Source organism: Siphonobacter sp. BAB-5385, assembly GCF_002261125.1.
GTDB lineage: Bacteria > Bacteroidota > Bacteroidia > Cytophagales > Spirosomataceae > Siphonobacter.
Genome location: NZ_NMPS01000162.1, coordinates 39,884 through 59,406, shown reverse-complemented (window position 1 = coordinate 59,406; position 19,523 = coordinate 39,884). Strand labels below are relative to the sequence as shown.

The 19,523-nt window shown below is 49.3% G+C and carries 16 protein-coding genes and 3 pseudogenes; 7 read left to right on the top strand and 12 right to left on the bottom strand.

Annotation, left to right across the window (positions count from 1 at the left end; genetic code table 11):
• Nucleotide 1 precedes the first annotated feature (1 nt).
• Together BWI93_RS16170 and map are read left to right on the top strand one after the other, a co-directional pair.
• Nucleotides 2-3,109 carry an AAA family ATPase gene (locus tag BWI93_RS16170; RefSeq protein WP_094813111.1) on the top strand — a complete coding sequence of 1,036 codons (3,108 nt, stop codon included), beginning with the start codon at nt 2-4 and terminating at the stop codon, nt 3,107-3,109.
• A 62-nt stretch (nt 3,110-3,171) separates the two neighbouring features.
• Nucleotides 3,172-3,936 (top strand): type I methionyl aminopeptidase, encoded by a 765-nt coding sequence (gene map, locus BWI93_RS16165; protein WP_094813109.1) that lies wholly within the window; start codon nt 3,172-3,174, stop codon nt 3,934-3,936.
• Nucleotides 3,937-3,941: 5 nt separating this feature from the next.
• Here map and BWI93_RS16160 read toward each other — a convergent pair whose 3' ends face one another.
• From BWI93_RS16160 to BWI93_RS16130, 7 genes and pseudogenes are all read right to left on the bottom strand, one after another.
• Complete coding sequence (locus BWI93_RS16160) at nt 3,942-4,331, bottom strand: hypothetical protein (RefSeq protein WP_141217484.1); 390 nt, start codon at nt 4,329-4,331, stop codon at nt 3,942-3,944.
• Between the two features lie 135 nt (nt 4,332-4,466).
• Nucleotides 4,467-5,401 (bottom strand): annotated as a pseudogene (locus tag BWI93_RS16155) (L-threonylcarbamoyladenylate synthase).
• Between the two features lie 128 nt (nt 5,402-5,529).
• A complete protein-coding gene (locus BWI93_RS16150; protein ID WP_094813145.1) occupies nt 5,530-6,249 on the bottom strand; it encodes an SIMPL domain-containing protein in 720 nt (239 codons plus the stop codon).
• 200 nt (nt 6,250-6,449) lie between these two features.
• Nucleotides 6,450-6,932, bottom strand: coding sequence for a 2-amino-4-hydroxy-6-hydroxymethyldihydropteridine diphosphokinase (folK, locus tag BWI93_RS16145; RefSeq protein ID WP_369679173.1), 483 nt, complete (start codon nt 6,930-6,932; stop codon nt 6,450-6,452).
• An 88-nt stretch (nt 6,933-7,020) separates the two neighbouring features.
• Nucleotides 7,021-8,559 (bottom strand): YifB family Mg chelatase-like AAA ATPase, encoded by a 1,539-nt coding sequence (locus BWI93_RS16140; protein ID WP_094813105.1) that lies wholly within the window; start codon nt 8,557-8,559, stop codon nt 7,021-7,023.
• 182 nt (nt 8,560-8,741) lie between these two features.
• Nucleotides 8,742-9,845 carry a DNA topoisomerase IB gene (locus BWI93_RS16135; RefSeq protein WP_094813103.1) on the bottom strand — a complete coding sequence of 368 codons (1,104 nt, stop codon included), beginning with the start codon at nt 9,843-9,845 and terminating at the stop codon, nt 8,742-8,744.
• 55 nt (nt 9,846-9,900) lie between these two features.
• Nucleotides 9,901-10,200, bottom strand: coding sequence for a hypothetical protein (locus tag BWI93_RS16130; RefSeq protein ID WP_094813101.1), 300 nt, complete (start codon nt 10,198-10,200; stop codon nt 9,901-9,903).
• A gap of 212 nt (nt 10,201-10,412) precedes the next feature.
• On the opposite strand from BWI93_RS16130, the pseudogene BWI93_RS16125 reads away from it, so the two are divergent.
• Both BWI93_RS16125 and BWI93_RS16120 read left to right on the top strand, forming a co-directional pair.
• Nucleotides 10,413-11,734: pseudogene (locus tag BWI93_RS16125) on the top strand (4Fe-4S dicluster domain-containing protein).
• Between the two features lie 21 nt (nt 11,735-11,755).
• Complete coding sequence (locus tag BWI93_RS16120) at nt 11,756-12,547, top strand: (Fe-S)-binding protein (RefSeq protein ID WP_094813099.1); 792 nt, start codon at nt 11,756-11,758, stop codon at nt 12,545-12,547.
• Between the two features lie 3 nt (nt 12,548-12,550).
• Here BWI93_RS16120 and BWI93_RS16115 read toward each other — a convergent pair whose 3' ends face one another.
• From BWI93_RS16115 to prfA, 5 genes and pseudogenes are all read right to left on the bottom strand, one after another.
• Complete coding sequence (locus BWI93_RS16115) at nt 12,551-13,339, bottom strand: NAD(P)H-binding protein (protein ID WP_094813097.1); 789 nt, start codon at nt 13,337-13,339, stop codon at nt 12,551-12,553.
• A gap of 4 nt (nt 13,340-13,343) precedes the next feature.
• Nucleotides 13,344-13,915: pseudogene (gene nadD / locus BWI93_RS16110) on the bottom strand (nicotinate (nicotinamide) nucleotide adenylyltransferase).
• Nucleotides 13,916-14,012: 97 nt separating this feature from the next.
• A complete protein-coding gene (locus tag BWI93_RS16105) occupies nt 14,013-15,275 on the bottom strand; it encodes a DNA recombination protein RmuC (protein WP_094813095.1) in 1,263 nt (420 codons plus the stop codon).
• A gap of 19 nt (nt 15,276-15,294) precedes the next feature.
• Nucleotides 15,295-15,495 (bottom strand): hypothetical protein, encoded by a 201-nt coding sequence (locus BWI93_RS16100; protein WP_094813093.1) that lies wholly within the window; start codon nt 15,493-15,495, stop codon nt 15,295-15,297.
• Nucleotides 15,496-15,742: 247 nt separating this feature from the next.
• The gene (gene prfA, locus BWI93_RS16095) at nt 15,743-16,813 is read right to left on the bottom strand and encodes a peptide chain release factor 1 (RefSeq protein ID WP_094813091.1); all 1,071 of its coding nucleotides are present in this window, start codon (nt 16,811-16,813) and stop codon (nt 15,743-15,745) included.
• A gap of 185 nt (nt 16,814-16,998) precedes the next feature.
• Here prfA and BWI93_RS16090 point away from each other — a divergent pair, with 185 nt between their 5' ends.
• From BWI93_RS16090 to BWI93_RS16080, 3 genes are all read left to right on the top strand, one after another.
• A complete protein-coding gene (locus BWI93_RS16090) occupies nt 16,999-17,376 on the top strand; it encodes a hypothetical protein (protein ID WP_176454240.1) in 378 nt (125 codons plus the stop codon).
• A 15-nt stretch (nt 17,377-17,391) separates the two neighbouring features.
• The gene (locus BWI93_RS16085; protein ID WP_094813087.1) at nt 17,392-17,967 is read left to right on the top strand and encodes a hypothetical protein; all 576 of its coding nucleotides are present in this window, start codon (nt 17,392-17,394) and stop codon (nt 17,965-17,967) included.
• 88 nt (nt 17,968-18,055) lie between these two features.
• Entirely contained in the window at nt 18,056-19,522 is a 1,467-nt protein-coding gene (locus tag BWI93_RS16080) for a S41 family peptidase (RefSeq protein WP_369679172.1), read from the top strand.
• The last annotated feature ends 1 nt before the right edge of the window (nt 19,523 follow it).

The following is a 19,523-nucleotide window of genomic DNA, read 5'->3' as shown; positions in this document are numbered from 1 at the left end:
CATGCGTATTCTAAAAGTATCTTTCGAAAATATAAATTCACTACGGGGACAGCATACCATTGATTTTCAGAACGAAACGGCCTTTCGTACGTCCAACCTGTTTGCGATTACCGGGCCAACGGGAGCGGGAAAGACCACGATTCTGGATGTGATTACGCTGGCTTTATACCACCGTACCCCCCGATTAGGCGAAGTCAATACCAATTTGCTGGAAAAACTCGGCGGCGTACTCACCCGTGATACGCACGCGGCTCAGGCCGAAGTGACGTTTTCCACACCCGGCGGTACGTATCGGGCCAAGTGGGGGCTGCAGCGGGAAATGATCAGTCGGGGGGCAAACAAGGGGCAGTTTCGACTGGATGAATACGCTGAAATTGCCGATGTGGATAACAATGTCATACTGGCATCCAAGAAGAAAAAAGAAGTACAGGAAGAAATCAAAAAACGAATTGGACTGGATTACGAACAGTTCGTCAAGGCCATTTTGCTTTCGCAGGGTGATTTTGCGGCTTTTCTAAAAGCGAAACGGGAAGAACGAGCCGAGTTGCTGGAACGGATTACGGGCACGGAAATCTACCGAAAGCTCGGGATGGAAGCGTATGCCCGCTGGCATGATGGCTACAAAAGGGAAATCGAGCAGAAACAGCAATCGCTCGATTTACAGAAGCTTTTATCCGACGAAGACGTTACCGAATATGAAGCGTTGATTAAAGAGTACGACGAGCTTTGCCGACAGGCCGAAGTTGGACGGAAAGGCCTGGAAGTACAGTTGCAGCGGAAAGTACGGATTAGCGAAATCTGGAAATCGCTGGAAGCCATCCGGCAAACCGAATGGCCCACCTGGGAACGCGAGCAACGGCAATTCGACGAACAGCATACCCCCGCCCTGAGTCGGCACGAACGGGTACAGCAGTTTTCTGCCCAATTAACGGAATATCAGGTCCAGGAACAAAATGTGAAAAATGTTCAGGTTCAGGCGGAACGATTGGCCAACGAATACCAGCGGGCCCAGCAAAACCGTACGCAGCTGCTGGGAGATATTGCCAAACTGACGGGTGAACTGGTAACGGATCAATCGGCTCAAAGCGGACTGGAACGGTTTCGGGAAACGGTTTCGGGACTGGTTACCGCTCGTCAGGAAGTGGCTCAGCAGTGGCAATCGGCGAAAGAACAAGGGACGTACTGGCTCGATAAAACGGGTTCGGGGGAATTACAATCCTTCTGGAAACGGGAGTCGTACGGCGATTGTCTGGGCAGTTCGCGGGAATTGTGGAAAGAAACGCAACGGCGTCAAACGGACATACGAACGCTGTATAATTGGGATACGCAGGCCAATCTGCCTGAGATTCGCCAGCAGTCGCAGATCCGCCGGGATGCGTTACAACAACTGGAAATACAGGTTCGTCAGTACGAAACCGTTCGTCGCCGATTGGCTGACTACGATCGTCAGGTAGACGAACAACGAAAACTGATAGGGGCCAATGAACCCGCCTTACAAACGGCTCAGCAGGCCGTTACGGAAGCTAAGAATTTAGTACAGATCGCTCAGGAAGAGCAGCTTACCTTTATTCGGGAAACCTCTATTCCCCGCTTGCGTACGGAGTTACGTCCGGACGAACCCTGTCCCGTTTGTGGCTCTATGGATCATCCCGCCGAAAACAGGAGCGATGATCATTTCAGCATCGAGCGTTACTTACAGGAATTGGCCAGTTTGAAAGCCCGTTTTGAAGCCCGTGAACGCTCGCTGAGTACCACGGAGCAGCAATTGCGGCAGGTCGAACTCGTGACCAAAGCCGCGGAAGCAACAATTCAAACCCTGGAGCGGGAGAAAGCCCAGGCTCAAACGGAACTCCAGCCCATTGCGGAAGCGGTGGGAATGTGGAAAACTCAGTTAGCTATTGAAAAGATTGGCAAATCGGAAGAAGTAAAAGGTTGGGTACAGGCAGAAGTCGAACGATTCCAGTTACTCGAAGAACTTATTCAGCTACAGGAACGGAGCGATAGTCTGGCTCATTTTGGGAAACACCTGAAAAATGGCCTCGAATTCTTCCAGAAACAGCAGGAATTCACCGCAGAGCTACAGAAACGCTACCCAAAAGACCCAAAATATCTAAATACCGAATGTGACGAATTGCTTCGCAAACTGGTGCAAAAAACCTTCTCGCCGCAGCAGTATGAACCAGAGCTTGTGGAAAATAAAAAGCTCCTATTGAATACGCAGGGAGTTTTCCACCAATTACAGGATAAGTTATCCACAGAGTTATCCACATCGGGCTTTGCCAGTGTGGAAGAAGCTCGGTCGGCCTTGCTATCAACTGATTTATACCGAACCCTGGTTGAGCGTAAAGACCAGCTCATTCGTCGGAAAACTCAACTGGAAACGCAGATGGAGAACCTGACGAAGGAAGTAGAAAGTCTGATTCAGGCCGACGATTCGGATTTGTCGATTGATGTGTTGAAAAGTCGAATGGAGGATTACCGCAATTCTGAACGGGAGTATCTACAGAAAATTGGTGGCTGGAAGCAATCATTGAAGGATAATGAAACGAGCCGGGCCGAAAATGCCCGCCGGATTGCGGAAATCGCGGATCTCGAACAACGCTATAAAAAATGGCGACTACTGGCCGAAGGGCTGGGTGACCGCGAAGGAAAGAAATTCAACCAGTTTGCTCAGAAATTAACCCTGGCGAATCTGGCCCGTTCGGCGAATAGTCGTTTGAAGGATTTGTCGGATCGGTACCTGCTCCTGCCACCCGAAGGCGATGAGGAAAACCTGTGGGTACTTGACCGGAATTTTGACGAACGCCGGGCGGTAGCTACGCTCTCGGGCGGAGAAACCTTTCTGGTAAGCTTGGCTTTGGCCTTGGGTCTCAGTGATATGGTATCGAAAAACGTCCGGATTGAAAGTCTGTTCATCGATGAAGGTTTCGGTACCCTTGATCCCGATACGCTGGAAATTGCTCTGGGAACGCTGGAAAAATTACAGGCCGAATCTAACCGCATGATCGGGATTATTTCCCACGTGGAAGCCCTGAAAGAACGAATCACTACCCAAATCCGGCTTCGGAAACAGGCCAGCGGATTCAGTGAAATGGAAATTGTCGGGTAAACTAATTCGAGTTATCCACAGTTATCCACAAGCAATACCTTTATTCACAAATTAGGAAACATATGTCGATTACCTCACAGGCCGAATTAGCGGGAATGCAACAGGTGAGCGAAGCCGTCGGGCTGACCCTCAAGGAAATGCGAGCGTACGCCCGCCCCGGTCTCACGACGAAAGACCTGGATAATTTTGGTGGAAAGATTCTTAAGAAACTGGGAGCCCGCTCGGCTCCTCGCCTGAGTTACGGTTTTCCCGGCTGGACCTGCATCAGCGTGAATCACGAAGTAGCCCACGGCATTCCTTCCGCTAAAAAAGTACTTCGCGAAGGCGACCTGATTAATATCGACGTATCCGCCGAGCTGAACGGCTTTTGGGCAGACAATGGCGGTTCGTTTGTATTAGGGCAGGATACCCGGAAACACCAGCCGCTAGTCAATACGTCGAAACAGATATTACATAAGGCGATTCACCACATCAAAACGGGCGTACGTATTGCGGATGTTGGTTTATTGATCGAAACGGAAGCAAAAAAAGCGGGGTACCGGGTGATTAAAAACCTGGCTGGTCACGGTATTGGCCGCAAATTACACGAGGAACCGAGCAGTATTCTGAATTGCTACGACCGTTTTAACAAGGCTCGTTTCAAGAAAAACTCGGTGGTAGCCATTGAAACGTTTATCGCCACGGACTCCATGTACGCTAACGAAACCAACGATGGCTGGACGCTGATTGGCAACCGGGGCGGATTTGTGGCTCAGCACGAGCATACCATTGTCGTTACGGATGATCAGCCGCTGATCCTTACGGCGATGAACGAAATCTGGAATTAAGAAATTTAGTTTCGCCGCAATACGACACGTTGCAGATGATCGACGGAGTAGTTGACGACGGATTGCGGCGAACCTTTTTTCCCGGAAGTAACCTCAAAAATTAACTCATTTTCCCGCAGTTCATACGTGGAGGTGAGCACAATTCCTTCTGTTTCAAATACGCTATACAGCTTATTTCCAAAGCGATAGCTCGTTAACTCCGTTCCGTCGCGTTCGTCCACGAGGTACAGGCCCGTAGCGGCATCTTTCAATCGTAACCGGTAATCTTTGACGGCTGGCTGTTTTGCGGAAAGGTACTCGGTTTTCCAGGACCAGCTTTCGGGCTCATCAGTTTTCCCCACCGTCAGCCGAACGGTAACCGTATCGCGTAGTTTTCCCCGAGCATAGATTTCCATACGGCCCGTCCACGTACCTAGGCAGGCTTCCCCGAACGAGCCTGAGCGGTGGTTGGCTGAAGAAAAATCCACAGGCAAGCGAGTGTACTCAAAAGCGTTTTCATGCAGTCGGTAGAAAGTAAAAAGCGAGTATTTTTACTCGGCCGCGGCTCTTCTGATCCGGTCGTTGATTGCAGTTCCCAAATCCCGTTCGGGTACTAATTCGGCGTAGATCCGGTCGAGGCCCAAAGCATCTAATCGTCGCATGGCGGCAAAAAGATTATGAGCCGCCTCGGCAAAATCGCCCGTTACGGAAAGAATTTCCTGATGCAACCGGCCGTAATCGTTCTGGAAACTAAGCACTCCTACTCGATCTGAGTTTGGTACCGAGGCAGAATCGTTCATCAAGGTCAGTGGCGTACGGGGGGCGTAATGACTTTTCAACATACCCGGAGCCTGTGGATTCGAGCTGGAATGAGCCCGTACCTCTACGGAGCCTACCAGTTGTTCAATGCGTTCGATCGGCGTACCTCCCTTGCGGTACACAATGACCTGATCGTCTTCAAAACCCACAATGGTTGACTCCACGCCTACCTCGCAGGCTCCGCCATCCAGAATGTAGGCAATCTGCTCGCCCAATTGTTGTTCAACGTGCTGGGCGGTGGTAGGACTGATGTATCCAAACGGATTTGCACTCGGAGCCGCCAGCGGAAAGGCGAGCTGACTCAACAGCGAAAGGCTTAGCTCGTGTCGGGGAATGCGTACGGCGACGGTATCCAGACCGCTGGTCACCAGATCAGGCACGGATTCGGCTTTGGGTAACAAAAATGTAATCGGACCCGGCGTTAAGTGTTCCGCCAGTACCAAAGCCTTCTCGGGGATTTCCCGCACAAACTCCCGCAAACGTTCAAAAGCGTTGGTATGCACAATGAGCGGATCGAAGGCTGGACGGTTTTTACCCGAAAAATAGATAGTACAGCCGCCGGGTCGAGGGCATTACCCGCTAGACCGTACACCGTTTCGGTGGGAATGGCGACGAGTTCTCCCTGTTCCAAAAAGGCCTTTGCTTGCTGTATATCCGTACCAATCATTCTTCTTAATTTTCAGTCTTTTGTCGCCGTTCACAGAGTAGGCTTTCCGACAAAAATACGGTTGACTTAGGTACAAAACAAAGCTGCCAGCTTGGGGCTGGCAGCGAATGACTGAAAAGAAATAGCGATTATTTGATTCGGAAAGTAACCTGAATGCGGGAGGTGAACTTTACTTTCTGGAATTCCAGATCACTTTGACCTACCTCCTCTGTATCAGCTTTTACCATACGAGCCATTGGCATTTGCATCATTTGATACGTTGGCGTATTATAACTGTCTTCAGTTTCACTGATTTCCAGCACTTCTCCTAATTTGTTACCCAGCGATTCGACCAAATACCCGGCTTTTTCCTTCGCATTTTGCAAAGCCTTAATTTTTACCTCTTTGCGTAACTGCTCTTTTTTGGAATAATCCACCCGGCTAATGTGGGTATTGGCAACGCCACGGGAATCCACTTTTGAAAGCAAGTTATCCACATCGTACAACTTGGCTAATTTGAGCTGGTATTGTTTGCTTTCCAGAAACTGAGCCGGGTTTTTCTTTTTGCCAATGCTGTTCTGGTAACCCGTGATTCCCTGAATGGTCAGGGCGTCTTTGGGCAAACCGGCTCCCTGTACCGACTGAATCAATTGTTTCTCCAGAATATCAATGGTGACTTTATCTTTCTGGTTTTTCTCGTCTTTATAAAACTCTTTTAGGCTAATGGTCAGGTAAAATTCATCCGGATCGACTTCTACTTCGGAAGTTCCGGTTACTTCAATTTTACGAACGGGTTCTTTTTCCACGGTTTGAGCGAATGCGGCAGTGCTGAAAATGAAAGAAGCGGCAAGCAAAAGAATGTTTTTCATGGCTTTGTAAGAATTAGTTTTTGAATCGTTTACACTCAGTAGATGCGATCGATCCAAAAATTCCATACGGAGAAGGTGTTAATGAAAGTTAAAGATAAATTGGAAATGATAAGGTGAATAAAAAAGGTTGATAATGAATGGTTTACAATTGAGATGAATTTTTAAATTACTATAGATACGAAAGAAACCGGGAACAATATTTACACTTCCAGGCGTAACACGCTTGAATTATCGGTGCATACGTCCAGTAATCGTTGCTGGGTTAGCTGTAACACGGGATGGATGAAATCGGGGGCAATCTCGGCCAGCGGTACCAGCGTAAAACGTCGTTCCGCCAGATAAGGGTGAGGAATACTCAGTTCTGGTTCGTTAATGACTTCCGTACCGTAGTACAACAAATCAATATCGATCAGACGGGCTCCCCATTTTTCTTTTCGTACCCGGCCCAATTCCATTTCAATGGCCTGCGTACGCCGGAGCAGCTCTAAAGGCTCCCATTCGGTATCTACTTCGATTACCTGATTTAAAAAGGCGGGTTGATCCGTCAGGCCCCAGGCGGCCGTTTCCCACAGACTCGACTGGACACGAATGGGTCCGATCGTGTTTTCAATACGTTTCCGGGCCTGTTGAAACGTGGCTAGCCGATCGCCTAAGTTGGCTCCTAAAAGTAAGAATACGTTCAAAATACAGATTGAATGGTCGTCGTATGCGTACAAATGTAAAAATAGAGTACCGGGAAACACCAGTAACCGGAAAGAAGGGTACCCAAATCTACGTTCCCCAGCTCTCCCGGTCCAGACTTCGGTACTGAATAGCCTCAGCCAAATGCTCAATTTTGATTTCGGGAGAGCCTGCCAAATCGGCGATGGTACGAGCTACCCGCAGAATCCGGTCGTACGCTCGGGCCGAAAGTTGCAATTTATTCATGGCTGTCTTCAGTAACATCTTACCCGCTTCACTGAGGTCACACACTTTCCGTACCAACTCTGACGGCATCATCGCATTGCAATAAACGCCCGCATGTTCAGTGAACCGTTCCGTCTGTATTTCCCGAGCCTTAATCACCCGCTCACGAATGGCGGCACTCGCTTCCGACTTGCGGGTAGAAGATAATTGCTCAAAATTGACCGGGGTCACTTCCACGTGTAAATCAATCCGATCCAGTAAAGGGCCGGATATGCGGCTCAGGTACTTGCTGACACTACCGGGCGGGCAGGTGCACTCCTTCTCGGGATGATTGTAGTATCCACATGGACAAGGGTTCATACTGGCAATGAGCATGAAATTAGCCGGAAATTCCACCGCCCACCGAGCCCTCGAAATACTGACGGTCCGCTCTTCCAGCGGTTGCCGCATGACTTCCAGAGCCGACCGCTTAAACTCAGGGAGTTCGTCCAGAAACAGGACACCATTGTGAGCCAGTGAAATCTCGCCGGGTTGCGGCATACCACCGCCCCCCACCAGGGCGGCATCCGAAATCGTATGGTGCGGATTCCGGAAGGGACGACGGGCAATGAGTGTCGCCCGACTGCCCAGCTTGCCCGCCACAGAATGAATCTTCGTTGTTTCAAGAGCCTCGTGTAAAGACAAGGGCGGAAGTATACTCGGGAGGCGTTTGGCCAGCATGGTCTTTCCCGCCCCCGGCGGTCCGATCATGATCACGTTATGCCCACCGGCGGCGGCAATTTCCAGCGAGCGTTTGATATTTTCCTGGCCCTGTACGTCAGCAAAATCGGTTTCGTATTCGTTGAGGGTGGTCAGAAAAATGTCCCGCGTGTCGGATGTGGTAGGTTCAATATCTAGCGTCCCCCTCAGAAAATCCACTGCCTCGCTGAGCGTATCGACGCCAATCACGTCGATATTATTGACAATGGAAGCCTCCGAAGCATTTTCTTTCGGTAGAATGAATCCTTTGAACTGGTTTTTGCGAGCTTCGATGGCAATGGGCAGTACTCCTTTGATGGGTCGCAATTTGCCGTCAAGTGAAAGCTCACCCATGATTAGGTATTCTTCCAGCTTTTTCAGGTTCGCCTGTTCCGAAGCGTGTAATACGCACAAGGCAATGGGCAAATCATACGCGGAGCCTTCTTTACGTACATCTGCCGGAGCCAGGTTGATTACGGTCTTCGTTCGGGGGTAAAAGTAATCGTGATATTTGATGGCGGCTTCCACGCGTTGCACGCTCTCTTTTACTGCACTGTCGGGTAATCCCACTAAAAAAGTACCTGTACCCTGTCCTACCGTTACTTCAACGGTAACGAGGGTTGCATTCACGCCGAAAATGGCCGCTCCGTAAGTCTTTGCCAACATAGTTTTCTTACCTAAAATCAGGTAGCAAACTTAAGGAGTTTGGCTGCTTTCGTGGATATTGTTCAATGTTTACTCCGTAGGGAAGCAGTATAAAAGCAAAAATCCATTAGTAATGAATTGATTACCAATGGATTTTTATTGTGTCTACTAACAGGTGTTCCGGACATATTTAGGGAACGGTATTAAACCGTTGCTTCCAGTAATTGCTTTACTTTTACTTCCAGTGGAGACAAAGCTGAAGAATCTGCAGTTTCACTGGGAGCTGTATCCAATCCTTCACAATAGCCCCAAAGTTTCTCTGACTCGTAGGCCGTAATTACTTTGGGATGAACGTAGTATTTCTTGCTGACGGCCCGAGTATTACCCAAAGCCTCAGCTACCAGATCATAACAGCGGTTGATATTACGTTTACAGGCCGTAGGCGTATCGAATAACCCCAGAGACTGGAAAGCCTCGAAAGCTCCCAGTGTACCTCGCCAGGTACGAAAGTCCTTAGCCGTAAATTCTTCACCCGTAATCTCACGTAGATACGTATTGACGTCACCAGAGCCGACACTACGGTGGTTACCTTCGTTGTCTACATACTGGAAAAGCTCCTCGCCGGGTACATCCTTACACCGCTGAATCAGTTTAGCCAGTCGTTTGTCTTTCAGGCTAATTTCATGAAAGACGCCCTTTTTCCCTTTGAAACGAAAGGTGACTTTTGATCCTTCGATGTCAGCGTGTTCGTCCTGCATGGTGGTAAGACCATACGAGCCATTTTGCTTCTTATACTCTTCGTTACCCACCCGAATGCTAGTCTTTTCCATAAGCCGAACAATGAGTGCCAGTACTTTCTCGTACGGTAGTCCCGGGCGACGTAAGTCTTTTTCAACCTGCTCCCGAATCTTAGGTAGTACTTCAGCGAACTCTACCAGCCGGTAAAACTTGGTTTCATTGCGAATGGCATTCCAGTCCGGATGATACCGATACTGCTTACGACCCTTCGTATCGAAACCTGTAGCCTGTAAGTGACCATTAGATAACGGACTTATCCACACTTTTTCCCAAGCCGGCGGTATAACCAGTGAACGGATTCGCCGTAGCGTATCCAGATCGCGTATCGGCTTTTTATCAGCGTCGACATACCGAAACGATTTATTATGGCGTAAGCGATGAATACCCGGTTGATCGTCGGTCGTGTAGACCAACCCTGCCACCTTGGCCGACCGCTTTGGATCTTTTGACCAAAGACGGGTACGGCGGCGACGGGTGGCTTTCGAAGGAGGTAGTGCAACAGCACTCATAAAGTTAAAGGGTTGTGGGTTTCAGAGAAGGTATCACCTTCCCAACAAATATCAATTACAGCAGCGGATCGTCTTCCTTAATCGGAGCTTCGTCATGCTGGCTATGGCGATCGGCGTCCTGCTGGTGGCGGTCGGCCCGGTCAACACTTCCCCGTTCGCGAATATTTACTTCTGTTTCCATATCAGTTGGATCAAACTCGCCCTTTTCGTTCTCAAAGGATTGTTCGTAATTCTCAACCCCTTCACTTTCCAGAGCCTTCAGTTCAGAGGGGTTCAGGCCCAGATATAACTTTTCCGGCTCCTGCTTCTCCGTGTTTTCTCTCAGTCCACTGTTTTCTTTCGGTTCGGTATTCATGGCTGTTGGCTATTAGTTTGAGCATGAAATAGGATAAAAAAGAGTGCCTTCATGAATTTCCCCCGAATCTAAAGCCCTTTGATGTAGAAAATATTCCCTTGTTTTTCTGATTTCAACCCTGTTCAGGAAACTAGTTATTATGCTTGCATACTATTTTGATAATGGTATCTTTGCTAGAGTAAATTGATTTTTTCGAGCAAAACAAAGAAGATATGCAACTCCTACCGCAAGTAGTCTTTGCATTAGTAGTAGGATTGGTTGGCTGGATGATGGTTCGACGGATTCGAAACATTCAGCAAACGATTCAACTTGGCCGGGCCGAGGATTTGACGGATCAGCCGGGTCTTCGCTGGCGTACCATGCTCCGGATCGCGTTTGGGCAGCAACGCATGTTCGATCGACCGCTGGTGGGTATACTGCACCTGCTGGTGTACGCGGGTTTCTGTTGATCAACATTGAAGTGCTGGAGATTGTACTGGATGGCTTACTCGGCACGCACCGAATTTTTGCTCCGGTACTGGGCGGTTTTTATCCGTTCCTGATTGATTTTTTTGAGGTATTGGCACTGGGCGTACTCGTAGCCTGTATCCTTTTTCTGATTCGCCGGGATGCCCGGCTGATTCCCCGTCTGCAAGCCCGTCAGCACCGGGAATTGAAGGGCTGGCCCGTGCTGGATGCCAACGTTATTCTGATTACCGAGATCGTACTGATGGTGGCCATTCTGAGTATGAATGCTGCTGATAGCTTGTTACAGGAACGCGGACAGGCCCATTATCCGCTTGTGGGTGATTTTGTCATCAGCCAGTTTTTGAAGCCTATTTTTGCGGGTTTTAGTACGGAAGCTTTGCTCGTCATCGAACGGGTCTCCTGGTGGTTTCATATTCTGGGCATTTTTGCCTTTGCCGTATACGTTACCTATTCTAAACACCTGCACATCTTTCTGGCTTTTCCCAATACCTATTTTACCCGAATTCAGCCGCAGGGAACCATGGATGCTATGCCTGCCGTCACGCGGGAAGTAAAACTAATGCTCGGTACCGAAACGGATACGGGAACGCCGCCGGAAGCGGGCAGATTTGGAGCTAAAGACGTCATGGATCTTTCCTGGAAAAATCTCATGGACGCCTATTCCTGTACCGAATGCGGACGGTGTACGGCAGCCTGTCCGGCAAACCTGACGGGTAAGAAACTTTCGCCCCGGAAAATCATGATGGATACCCGGGATCGGCTGGAAGACCTGGGAAAAAATCTGCAAACGAATGGCGGTGAGCTAAAGGACGACGGAAAATCACTACTGGGCGACTACATTCAAACGGAGGAATTACGAGCCTGTACAACCTGTCAGGCTTGCGTACAGGCCTGCCCTATTCTGATCAATCCGCTTGACATTATTCTGCAATTGCGTCGGTATCAGGCCATGGAGGAATCCAACGCTCCGGCCGCCTGGAATGCCATGTTCCAGAATGTGGAAAACAATCAGGCTCCGTGGAAATTCTCGCCCGGCGACCGCTTTAACTGGGCCGAGCAGTTGTAACCATTTCAAAGCAATTCGTGTATGAGTATGGACTATAAAGTACCTACCATGGCCGAACTGATGGCTCATGGAGATACGCCCGAGGTATTGTTCTGGGTGGGTTGTGCGGGCAGTTTCGACGATCGCTACAAACGCGTAACCGTTGCTTTTGCCAAGATTCTCAATCAGGCGGGAATCAAATTTGCGGTGCTGGGTACGGAAGAAAGCTGTACGGGCGACCCGGCTCGTCGGGCCGGAAATGAGTTTCTGTTTCAGATGCAGGCCTTAACCAATATTGAAGTGCTAAACGGCTATGGCGTACAGAAAATCGTGACCGCCTGTCCCCACTGCTTCAATACGCTGAAAAACGAATATCCGGCTCTGGGCGGCACATACGAAGTCATTCATCATTCTACCTTTCTCCAGCAGTTGCTCGATGAAGGCCGCCTGACCGTACAGGGCGGAGCCTTTCGTGGCCAGCGAATCACGTATCACGATTCCTGTTACCTGGGGCGGGCGAATGGCGTATACGAAGCTCCACGAACCCTTATTCAGGCTCTGGATGCTGATTTAGTGGAAATGAAGCGTTCCCGGAAAAATGGCCTCTGCTGCGGAGCGGGTGGTGCCCAGATGTTCAAGGAATCCGAACCCGGTAGAAAAGACATCAACATCGAACGAACGGAAGAAGCCCTGGGTACTGGAGCGAAAACCATTGCCGTCGCCTGTCCCTTCTGCATGGTGATGATGACGGATGGCGTTAAAAACAAAGAAAAAGAAGACCAGATCAAAGTCCTGGATCTGGCCGAACTGATCAGCCAGTCGAACGGCTGGTAAGCCCTAAGGAAACGCCAGCGGATCGGGGTACTGGAACGTGTACGCCAGTTGAGTAATCAGTTTTTCCGAAGAAATTACCTTAAACGGGACGGGTGCTTCCGGTGTCTTGAATATGGGCGGAGCCCAGCCGTGTTGTTCCGCGTTTCGTTCGTAAATGGCCCGCCGTACCGGATGCTCGGGAGCTACTACGTTAAAGGTTTCATTCCAGACGTCCTGCTGTAAAACGGCCTCAATAATGCCAATAACGTCGTCACGGTGCACAAAGTTGACGGGTACATCTCCGGTATCTACCGTTTTCCCGATGAAGTACTTCCCGGCAATCCGGTCATAGCCCATTAGGCCGCCGCAGCGGAGTACGGTCAGCGGAAACGTGCTTTCCTGTAGCAAATGTTCAACGGTAATCAAAGGATGATTCTCTAGGGTTGGTCCGTATTCATCGAGTTCCGTACTGGTTTCGGGATACACGGAAGTCGAGGAAATGTAGATCAGTTTTCCCCGGAAATCGGTCATCTGGTGCAGCAACTGGCGAATCTGTTGCGGATGAAAATCGTCGCCCTGCGAGCTGGCCCGGGGTGGAATACTAATGATCAGTACCTCTGCATTTAGCAAAGCAGCTAAATTGCCTGTTGGTTCGGGATTGAAATTCAGAAGCACGGGCTGAATGCCTGCCTGCCTTAACACGGGTAGTTTTGCTTCCGAAGTGGTCGTTCCGATCACCGTATGCCCTTGTTCGGCCAGTGCTTTGCCCAGCGGTAAGCCCAGCCAGCCGCAACCCAGAATACTAACGTTCATTCCTTTAGACGTAAAATTTTTTCCAGCGAATATAGGCTTCTACTTCTTCGGGGACCATATACCGAATGGTTCGTTCGGCCTTGATTTGTGCCCGGATAAAGGTAGCCGAAATATCCAGCAGGGGCGATTCCACCAGCCGGACGTTGGGATGATCCACCAGATCGCTCGGCTCGGCATTGGGCCGGGGATAGACGTACAAACCAAATTCACTTAGAATCCGCTCGTGTTCTTTCCAGTTTGGAAACTGGCCCAGGTTATCGCCACCGATGATGAGTCGAAAGGTATGCTGGGGAAACTTCTCCTGTAGCTTCAGCAGCGTATCGATGGTATAACTCGGACGCGGCATGGTAAACTCCACATCACTGACTTTGAACTTGGAATTGTTCTGAATGGCCAGCGAAACCAGTTTGTACCGATCTTCCTCGTGCAGGAGTTGCTTATTTTTTTGAAGGGATTCTGGGGAGAAACCACAAACCAAACCTGATCCAGATCGGTCGTCTCGGCCATAACATTCGCTACAATCAAATGGCCGATATGAATGGGATTAAACGAACCGAAAAAGAGACCAATGTTCATGTTGTTATTAGTTTTTAGTTGATCGTTATGGGTTTTTAGTTGTTCGTTACTGAGCAAATTATCAACAACCAACAACTAAAAACTTACAACCAATCTCTTACTCTTCTGCCTGATCCAGCCACGATTTCGGTAACTCCTTGGTAGCCCGGGCTCCGAGTGTACGGATTTTTTCGGCTGTGCGAATCAGATTGCCCTTGCCTTCGTAGAGTTTCTTGACGGCCTCGTCGTAAGCGGATTGAGAAGATTTTAGCGTATCACCTACCTTCTGTAAGTCGCGGATAAAGCCTTCAAATTTGTCGTACAGTTCACCACTCAAGCGGGCAATTTCCAGTGAATTCTTACTCTGTTTTTCGAATTTCCAGAGGCTTGATACTGTACGCAACGTAGCCAGCAAGGTAGTAGGACTGACGAGTACAATCCGCCGTTCCCAGGCAAAGTTAAACAACTCGGCATCCGACTGAATGGCCAGACTGAAGGCTGGCTCAATCGGCATGAAGAGTAATACAAAATCGGGGGAAATCAGGCCCTGAGCCGTTTCGTAACGTTTTTCAGCCAGAATCCGGATGTGACTGCGAACGGAAGTCAAGTGAGCCGAGAGGTACTTATGCCGCTCGGTTTCGTCATCACAGCCAATGCAGCGTTCGTAGGCCACCAGCGAAACCTTAGCATCCACGATCAGGTGCTTGTTGTCGGGCAGACAAATCACTACATCGGGCCGAATGACGCTGTTATCCACATTTTGGGTCAGTACCTGCGTCAGGTACTCCTTGCCTTTCACCAGGCCGGAACGTTCCAGTACTTTCTCCAGAATTATTTCGCCCCAGTTCCCCTGCTGTTTGGTATCACCCTTAAGAGCTTTGGCAAGGTTATCGGCATCCTGACTGAGCCGCTGGCTTAAGTCGTGTAATTTGCGTACTTCGGCGAGCAAACTGATTTTATCCCGCAATTCTTCCTTGTAGTTTTCCTCGATTTTACGTTCGAACGCCTGAATCTTCTCGCCCAGTGGATGCAGAATCTGGTGCAGATTGACTTGATTCTGTTCCGTGAAGCGACGCGATTTTTCTTCGAGTAAATCGTTGGCCAAGAGCCGGAACTGGGCGGAGAGTTCTTCCTGCTGGAAGTGAAGTTTATCCTCCAGATTGCGGTAATCGGCTTCCAGAGCCGCCAGCTGACGGTTCAGATCCAGCGTACTACCGCGTTCTTTGTCCAGAGCCGTCCGGAGCTGAGCGTTCTCGTCACGGGCGGTTTTCAACGAAGCTTCCGCCACCCGTACCTGCGAACTGCTCTGCCCTTTGGCAACCAGCCACGCGGCCACGGCTCCAATAACCAGCCCGAGAAAAAGAAAGAGAAAATCGCTCAAGAATCAGCCGATTAAAAACTTAATTCAAATGGGGTTTCAGTATGTTCGACACGCGAACATGGGCTTCCTGCTGTAGTAGAGGAAACGCCTTAACCAATTCCGTCGGACCCGCCGGCTGGCGATATTCAACGGTTTCTGTAATCGTAACAAAAGGGAAATGATCCAGTAACTGCTTCATAAAAACAGCCTGATCTTCGGGGATATCAATTGTAATTTTCATGACTTCACGCTTCTCGTTTAACGTTTGATGGGTTTGAGGTTTGATCGCACTTCAACTAATATTCGACAATCATTCAGGTTTAAGCTGAGTTTAAGGTTTGAATTCGTTTGAAGTTTGATGGTGACCAACCCATTTCAAACGTATGAAACCTTAAACCCTTACGAATCAGTTCACAAAAACTCAAACTTTAAACTTTCAAACCTTGTACTTTAAACCCTCAAACTTTCTCAAACCCATCAACCAACCTTTACACCGCTCCTTCTTTCAAACGTTCGGCGTTTTCGGCGATTCGCAATTGTTCGATGAAATCACCAATCTCTCCGTCCATAACGGCCGGAAGGTTATACACGGTATAGCCAATGCGGTGATCCGTCACGCGGGATTGTGGATAATTATACGTCCGGATTTTGTCGGAACGGTCGCCGGAGCCTACCATGCTCTTACGGGCACCCGAAATCTCGGCCTGTTGCTTGGCCAGTTCCATTTCGTAGAGGCGTGACCGCAGTACGGTCATGGCTTTCTCAAAGTTCTTGATCTGCGAACGTTCGTCCTGACATTGTACGACCAAACCCGTAGGCAAGTGTGTCACCCGAACGGCCGAGTACGTGGTGTTTACAGACTGTCCACCCGCACCCGACGAACAGAAGGTATCCTTCCGAATATCGTTCATGTTGATCTGTACGTCCACTTCTTCCGCTTCGGGCAGTACCGCTACGGATGCGGCTGAGGTGTGAATACGGCCCTGCGTTTCGGTCGCGGGTACGCGTTGAACGCGGTGTACGCCCGACTCGAATTTGAGTTTTCCGTATACGTCTTCCCCCTGTACCGAAACGATGATTTCCTTGAAACCACCCGAGCTACCTTCGGTCTGGTCCATGATCTGGAACTGCCAGCCCTGATTCTGGGCAAAACGCTGGTACATCCGGAAAATGTCTCCGGCAAAAATGGCCGCTTCGTCACCACCCGTACCGCCGCGAACTTCGAGGATGATGTTGCGGCTGTCGTTGGGATCTTTCGGAATCAGTAGTTCTTTCAATTCCTGTTCGAGTACGTCCTGATTGGGCTCGAGTTCGTCGAGTTCCATTTTGGCCATTTCCCGAAACTCTTCGTCTTTTTCTGTCGTCAGTACTTCTTTAGCCGAGGCGATTTGTCCCAGCAGCAATTGGTACTCTTCGTATTTCTTGACGATTTTTTCCAGGTCTTTGTACTCTTTACTCAGGGTTTTATATCGTTTCACATCGCTGGCCACTTCGGGCTGAACGATCTGCTGGGATACTTCGTGGAAGCGTTCGCGTATGGCTTCTAATTGCTCAAGCATAAGGATACTATGAATAGGTTTTCCCTACTAACGGAAAACGTTGCTTTTAAACAAGGACAAATTTTCCACAAAGATAACTATAATAAGATGTACCAACGACAGAACCTAAAGCAAAGGCTTCGTGTTGAGTAAGATAAGTACCGCTGATTTCTAATTCTTTTTTGAGAACTTCTTACATTTACTGCGTGAAATTCTTCAAAAGCATAGGAGTTTTTTGTTTGCTGGTACTGAGCGTGCATTCCGCTTGGGCCATCGATATTCCTTTGTTCGGAAAAACCCGAAAAGTTGTCATCAATGGACAGGTGGTGCGGGTACGGCGAGCAAACGTCATTTTGAAAGTGAGTCCGGACGTACGGATCACTGCTTTTAATACACCCTGGGGTCGTCGGCAATTTGACAAGCTGAGCGAATTTGTGAATTTACCCTTCTTACGGGCGGATCGGGTCTTTGCCCCTCCCTCGTATCTTCGAGTGCTCACTCCGGCCCCGAACGAAGTCCCCGACTTTACCTCTTTTTCCACGCCGGCTCTTTCAAAGAAATTCCCCCAGCTGGCTGCCCGTTAACGAAGCACACCGATTATGAAACGAGTAGCAAGTGTACTTGTAGTAAGTACGCTCCTGATTACGTCCTGCGAATTCAAACGCCTGGATACTGCTAAAATGCAGCAGGAAATACAAAATCAGAAGATTAAGCACGTGACCAGTGCTCAGGTTTCTACCCTGGCTACTGAGCAGGGGGATGCCATAGGCCGGGTCATGGAGCGTCAACCTGTACGGGCTTTAATGACCAAAGCTTTGGTGGATTCGCTCGCTCAGGCGTACGGAGCCCGTATTGAATTTGTACCGGTTTCTCAATGGAATCAGCCCCGCTTTGATGCCAAGACGAAAGAAGTCTTCGCGGCGTATCAGTACAATGCCGAAAAACAATTGCCGCAGGAAAATAACATCCAGAAAATTGGCGATGGCAGCGAATGGCTGTATACGATTCCAGTAGTTATGACGCCGGAATTGACAACAGCATTTAACCAAAAGCAGCTTCCTGGTCTTCAACCGCAAAGAGAAAAGGAATTGCTGGGTTTGTGGGCGGTTCATTTAAGTCGGAAAGAAATTGTACGTCGGATCGATCCAAAAACGCTGGAAAAAGGTAAATTGTAAGACCTTGCATCGCCTCTACCTGAAAAAACGTTTCTAATGCTGGAAACGTTTTTTTAATACCATAACGGCATTATTTAGCTTATCCTTCATGGAAAATCATTCTGATAAAAACATCCGCAACAGTACGTCGATGATTCGTTTACCGATGTTACTGGCGGCTACGCTGGCCGGAGGTATCCTAATTGGAGCGACCTTTTTTGGAGGCCGTACCCGCTATTCGGGCGATCTGGTACGCAACCTCAATAAGTTTCGGGAAGTACTGACTTACATTGATAATGCCTACGTCGATTCCGTAAATACGGATACGCTGGTAGACTACTCCCTGGAAAAAATGATGACGCACCTGGATCCCCACAGCGTCTATATTCCCAAAAAGGAAGTAGCGGCGGCCAAAGCTCAGCTCGAATCAGGTTTTGACGGCATTGGCGTAGAATTCAATATTTTTAACGATACAGTTTTTGTGATCAATGCCATTCCCGGCGGACCGGCGGCTACGGCAGGCATGCGTTCGGGGGATCGGTTGATTCGGGCGGATGGTACGCCGTTGACCGGTAAAAAAGTGGATAACCAGCTGATCTTTAGTAAACTCCGGGGGCCGGGTGGTTCGGCGGTGAAGCTGGAGATTCAGCGGCGGGGCGAAAAAAACCTGCTGAATTTTAACGTAACCCGCGGCCGGATCCCTTCTTATTCCGTTTCGGCCAGCTACCTCATTGACGGCAATACGGGCTATATCAAAATTGATCGTTTCGCGGAATCGACTTACAATGAATTCCGTAGTCAGCTGGCTTCGCTTAAAAAGCAGGGAATGAGTCGGCTGGTACTGGACTTACGCGGCAACGGGGGCGGCTTCAAGGATCGGGCGACGGATATTGTGGACGAATTACTGGGTGGTAATAAGCTTATTGTCAAGACGGACGGCAAGGGTACGCAGTTTGACGATGAAACGTACGCCCGCAAGGAAGGTCTCTTTGAAAAAGGAGCCGTTGTCTTATTGATTGACGAAAACTCGGCGTCGGCATCTGAAATCGTAGCCGGAGCCTTGCAGGATCATGATCGGGCATTACTCGTAGGCCGTCGTACGTTTGGAAAAGGACTGGTACAGACGCCCATCGATTTGTCGGATGGTTCACAGATTCGAATCACGGTTTCGCGGTATTACACGCCCAGTGGCCGTTGCATTCAGAAACCTTACGCCATTTACGAGTCAGATGATCGGTACAAAGACGGCGAGCTATTCGTAGCAGATAGTATCAAATTCGACAAAAATCAGGCGTTTAAAACGGATAACGGTCGGGCAGTCTACGGCGGTGGCGGTATTATTCCCGATATTTTTGTTTCGGTGGATACGAGTTATCGTACCAAATATCTGTATCAGCTAGCCGCTCGTAACGTTATTGCGGAGTACGCCTTCCGGTATGCTCTGGACAATCGGGCCAAATTGAGCGAACAAACGTTTAAGGACTACTTACAGAAATTTACGGTAAGCGATGCGATGATCAACGAAGTAGCCACGATGCTGCCGCCTCAGGAATCAAGCGAAACGAGGCCGACCTGAG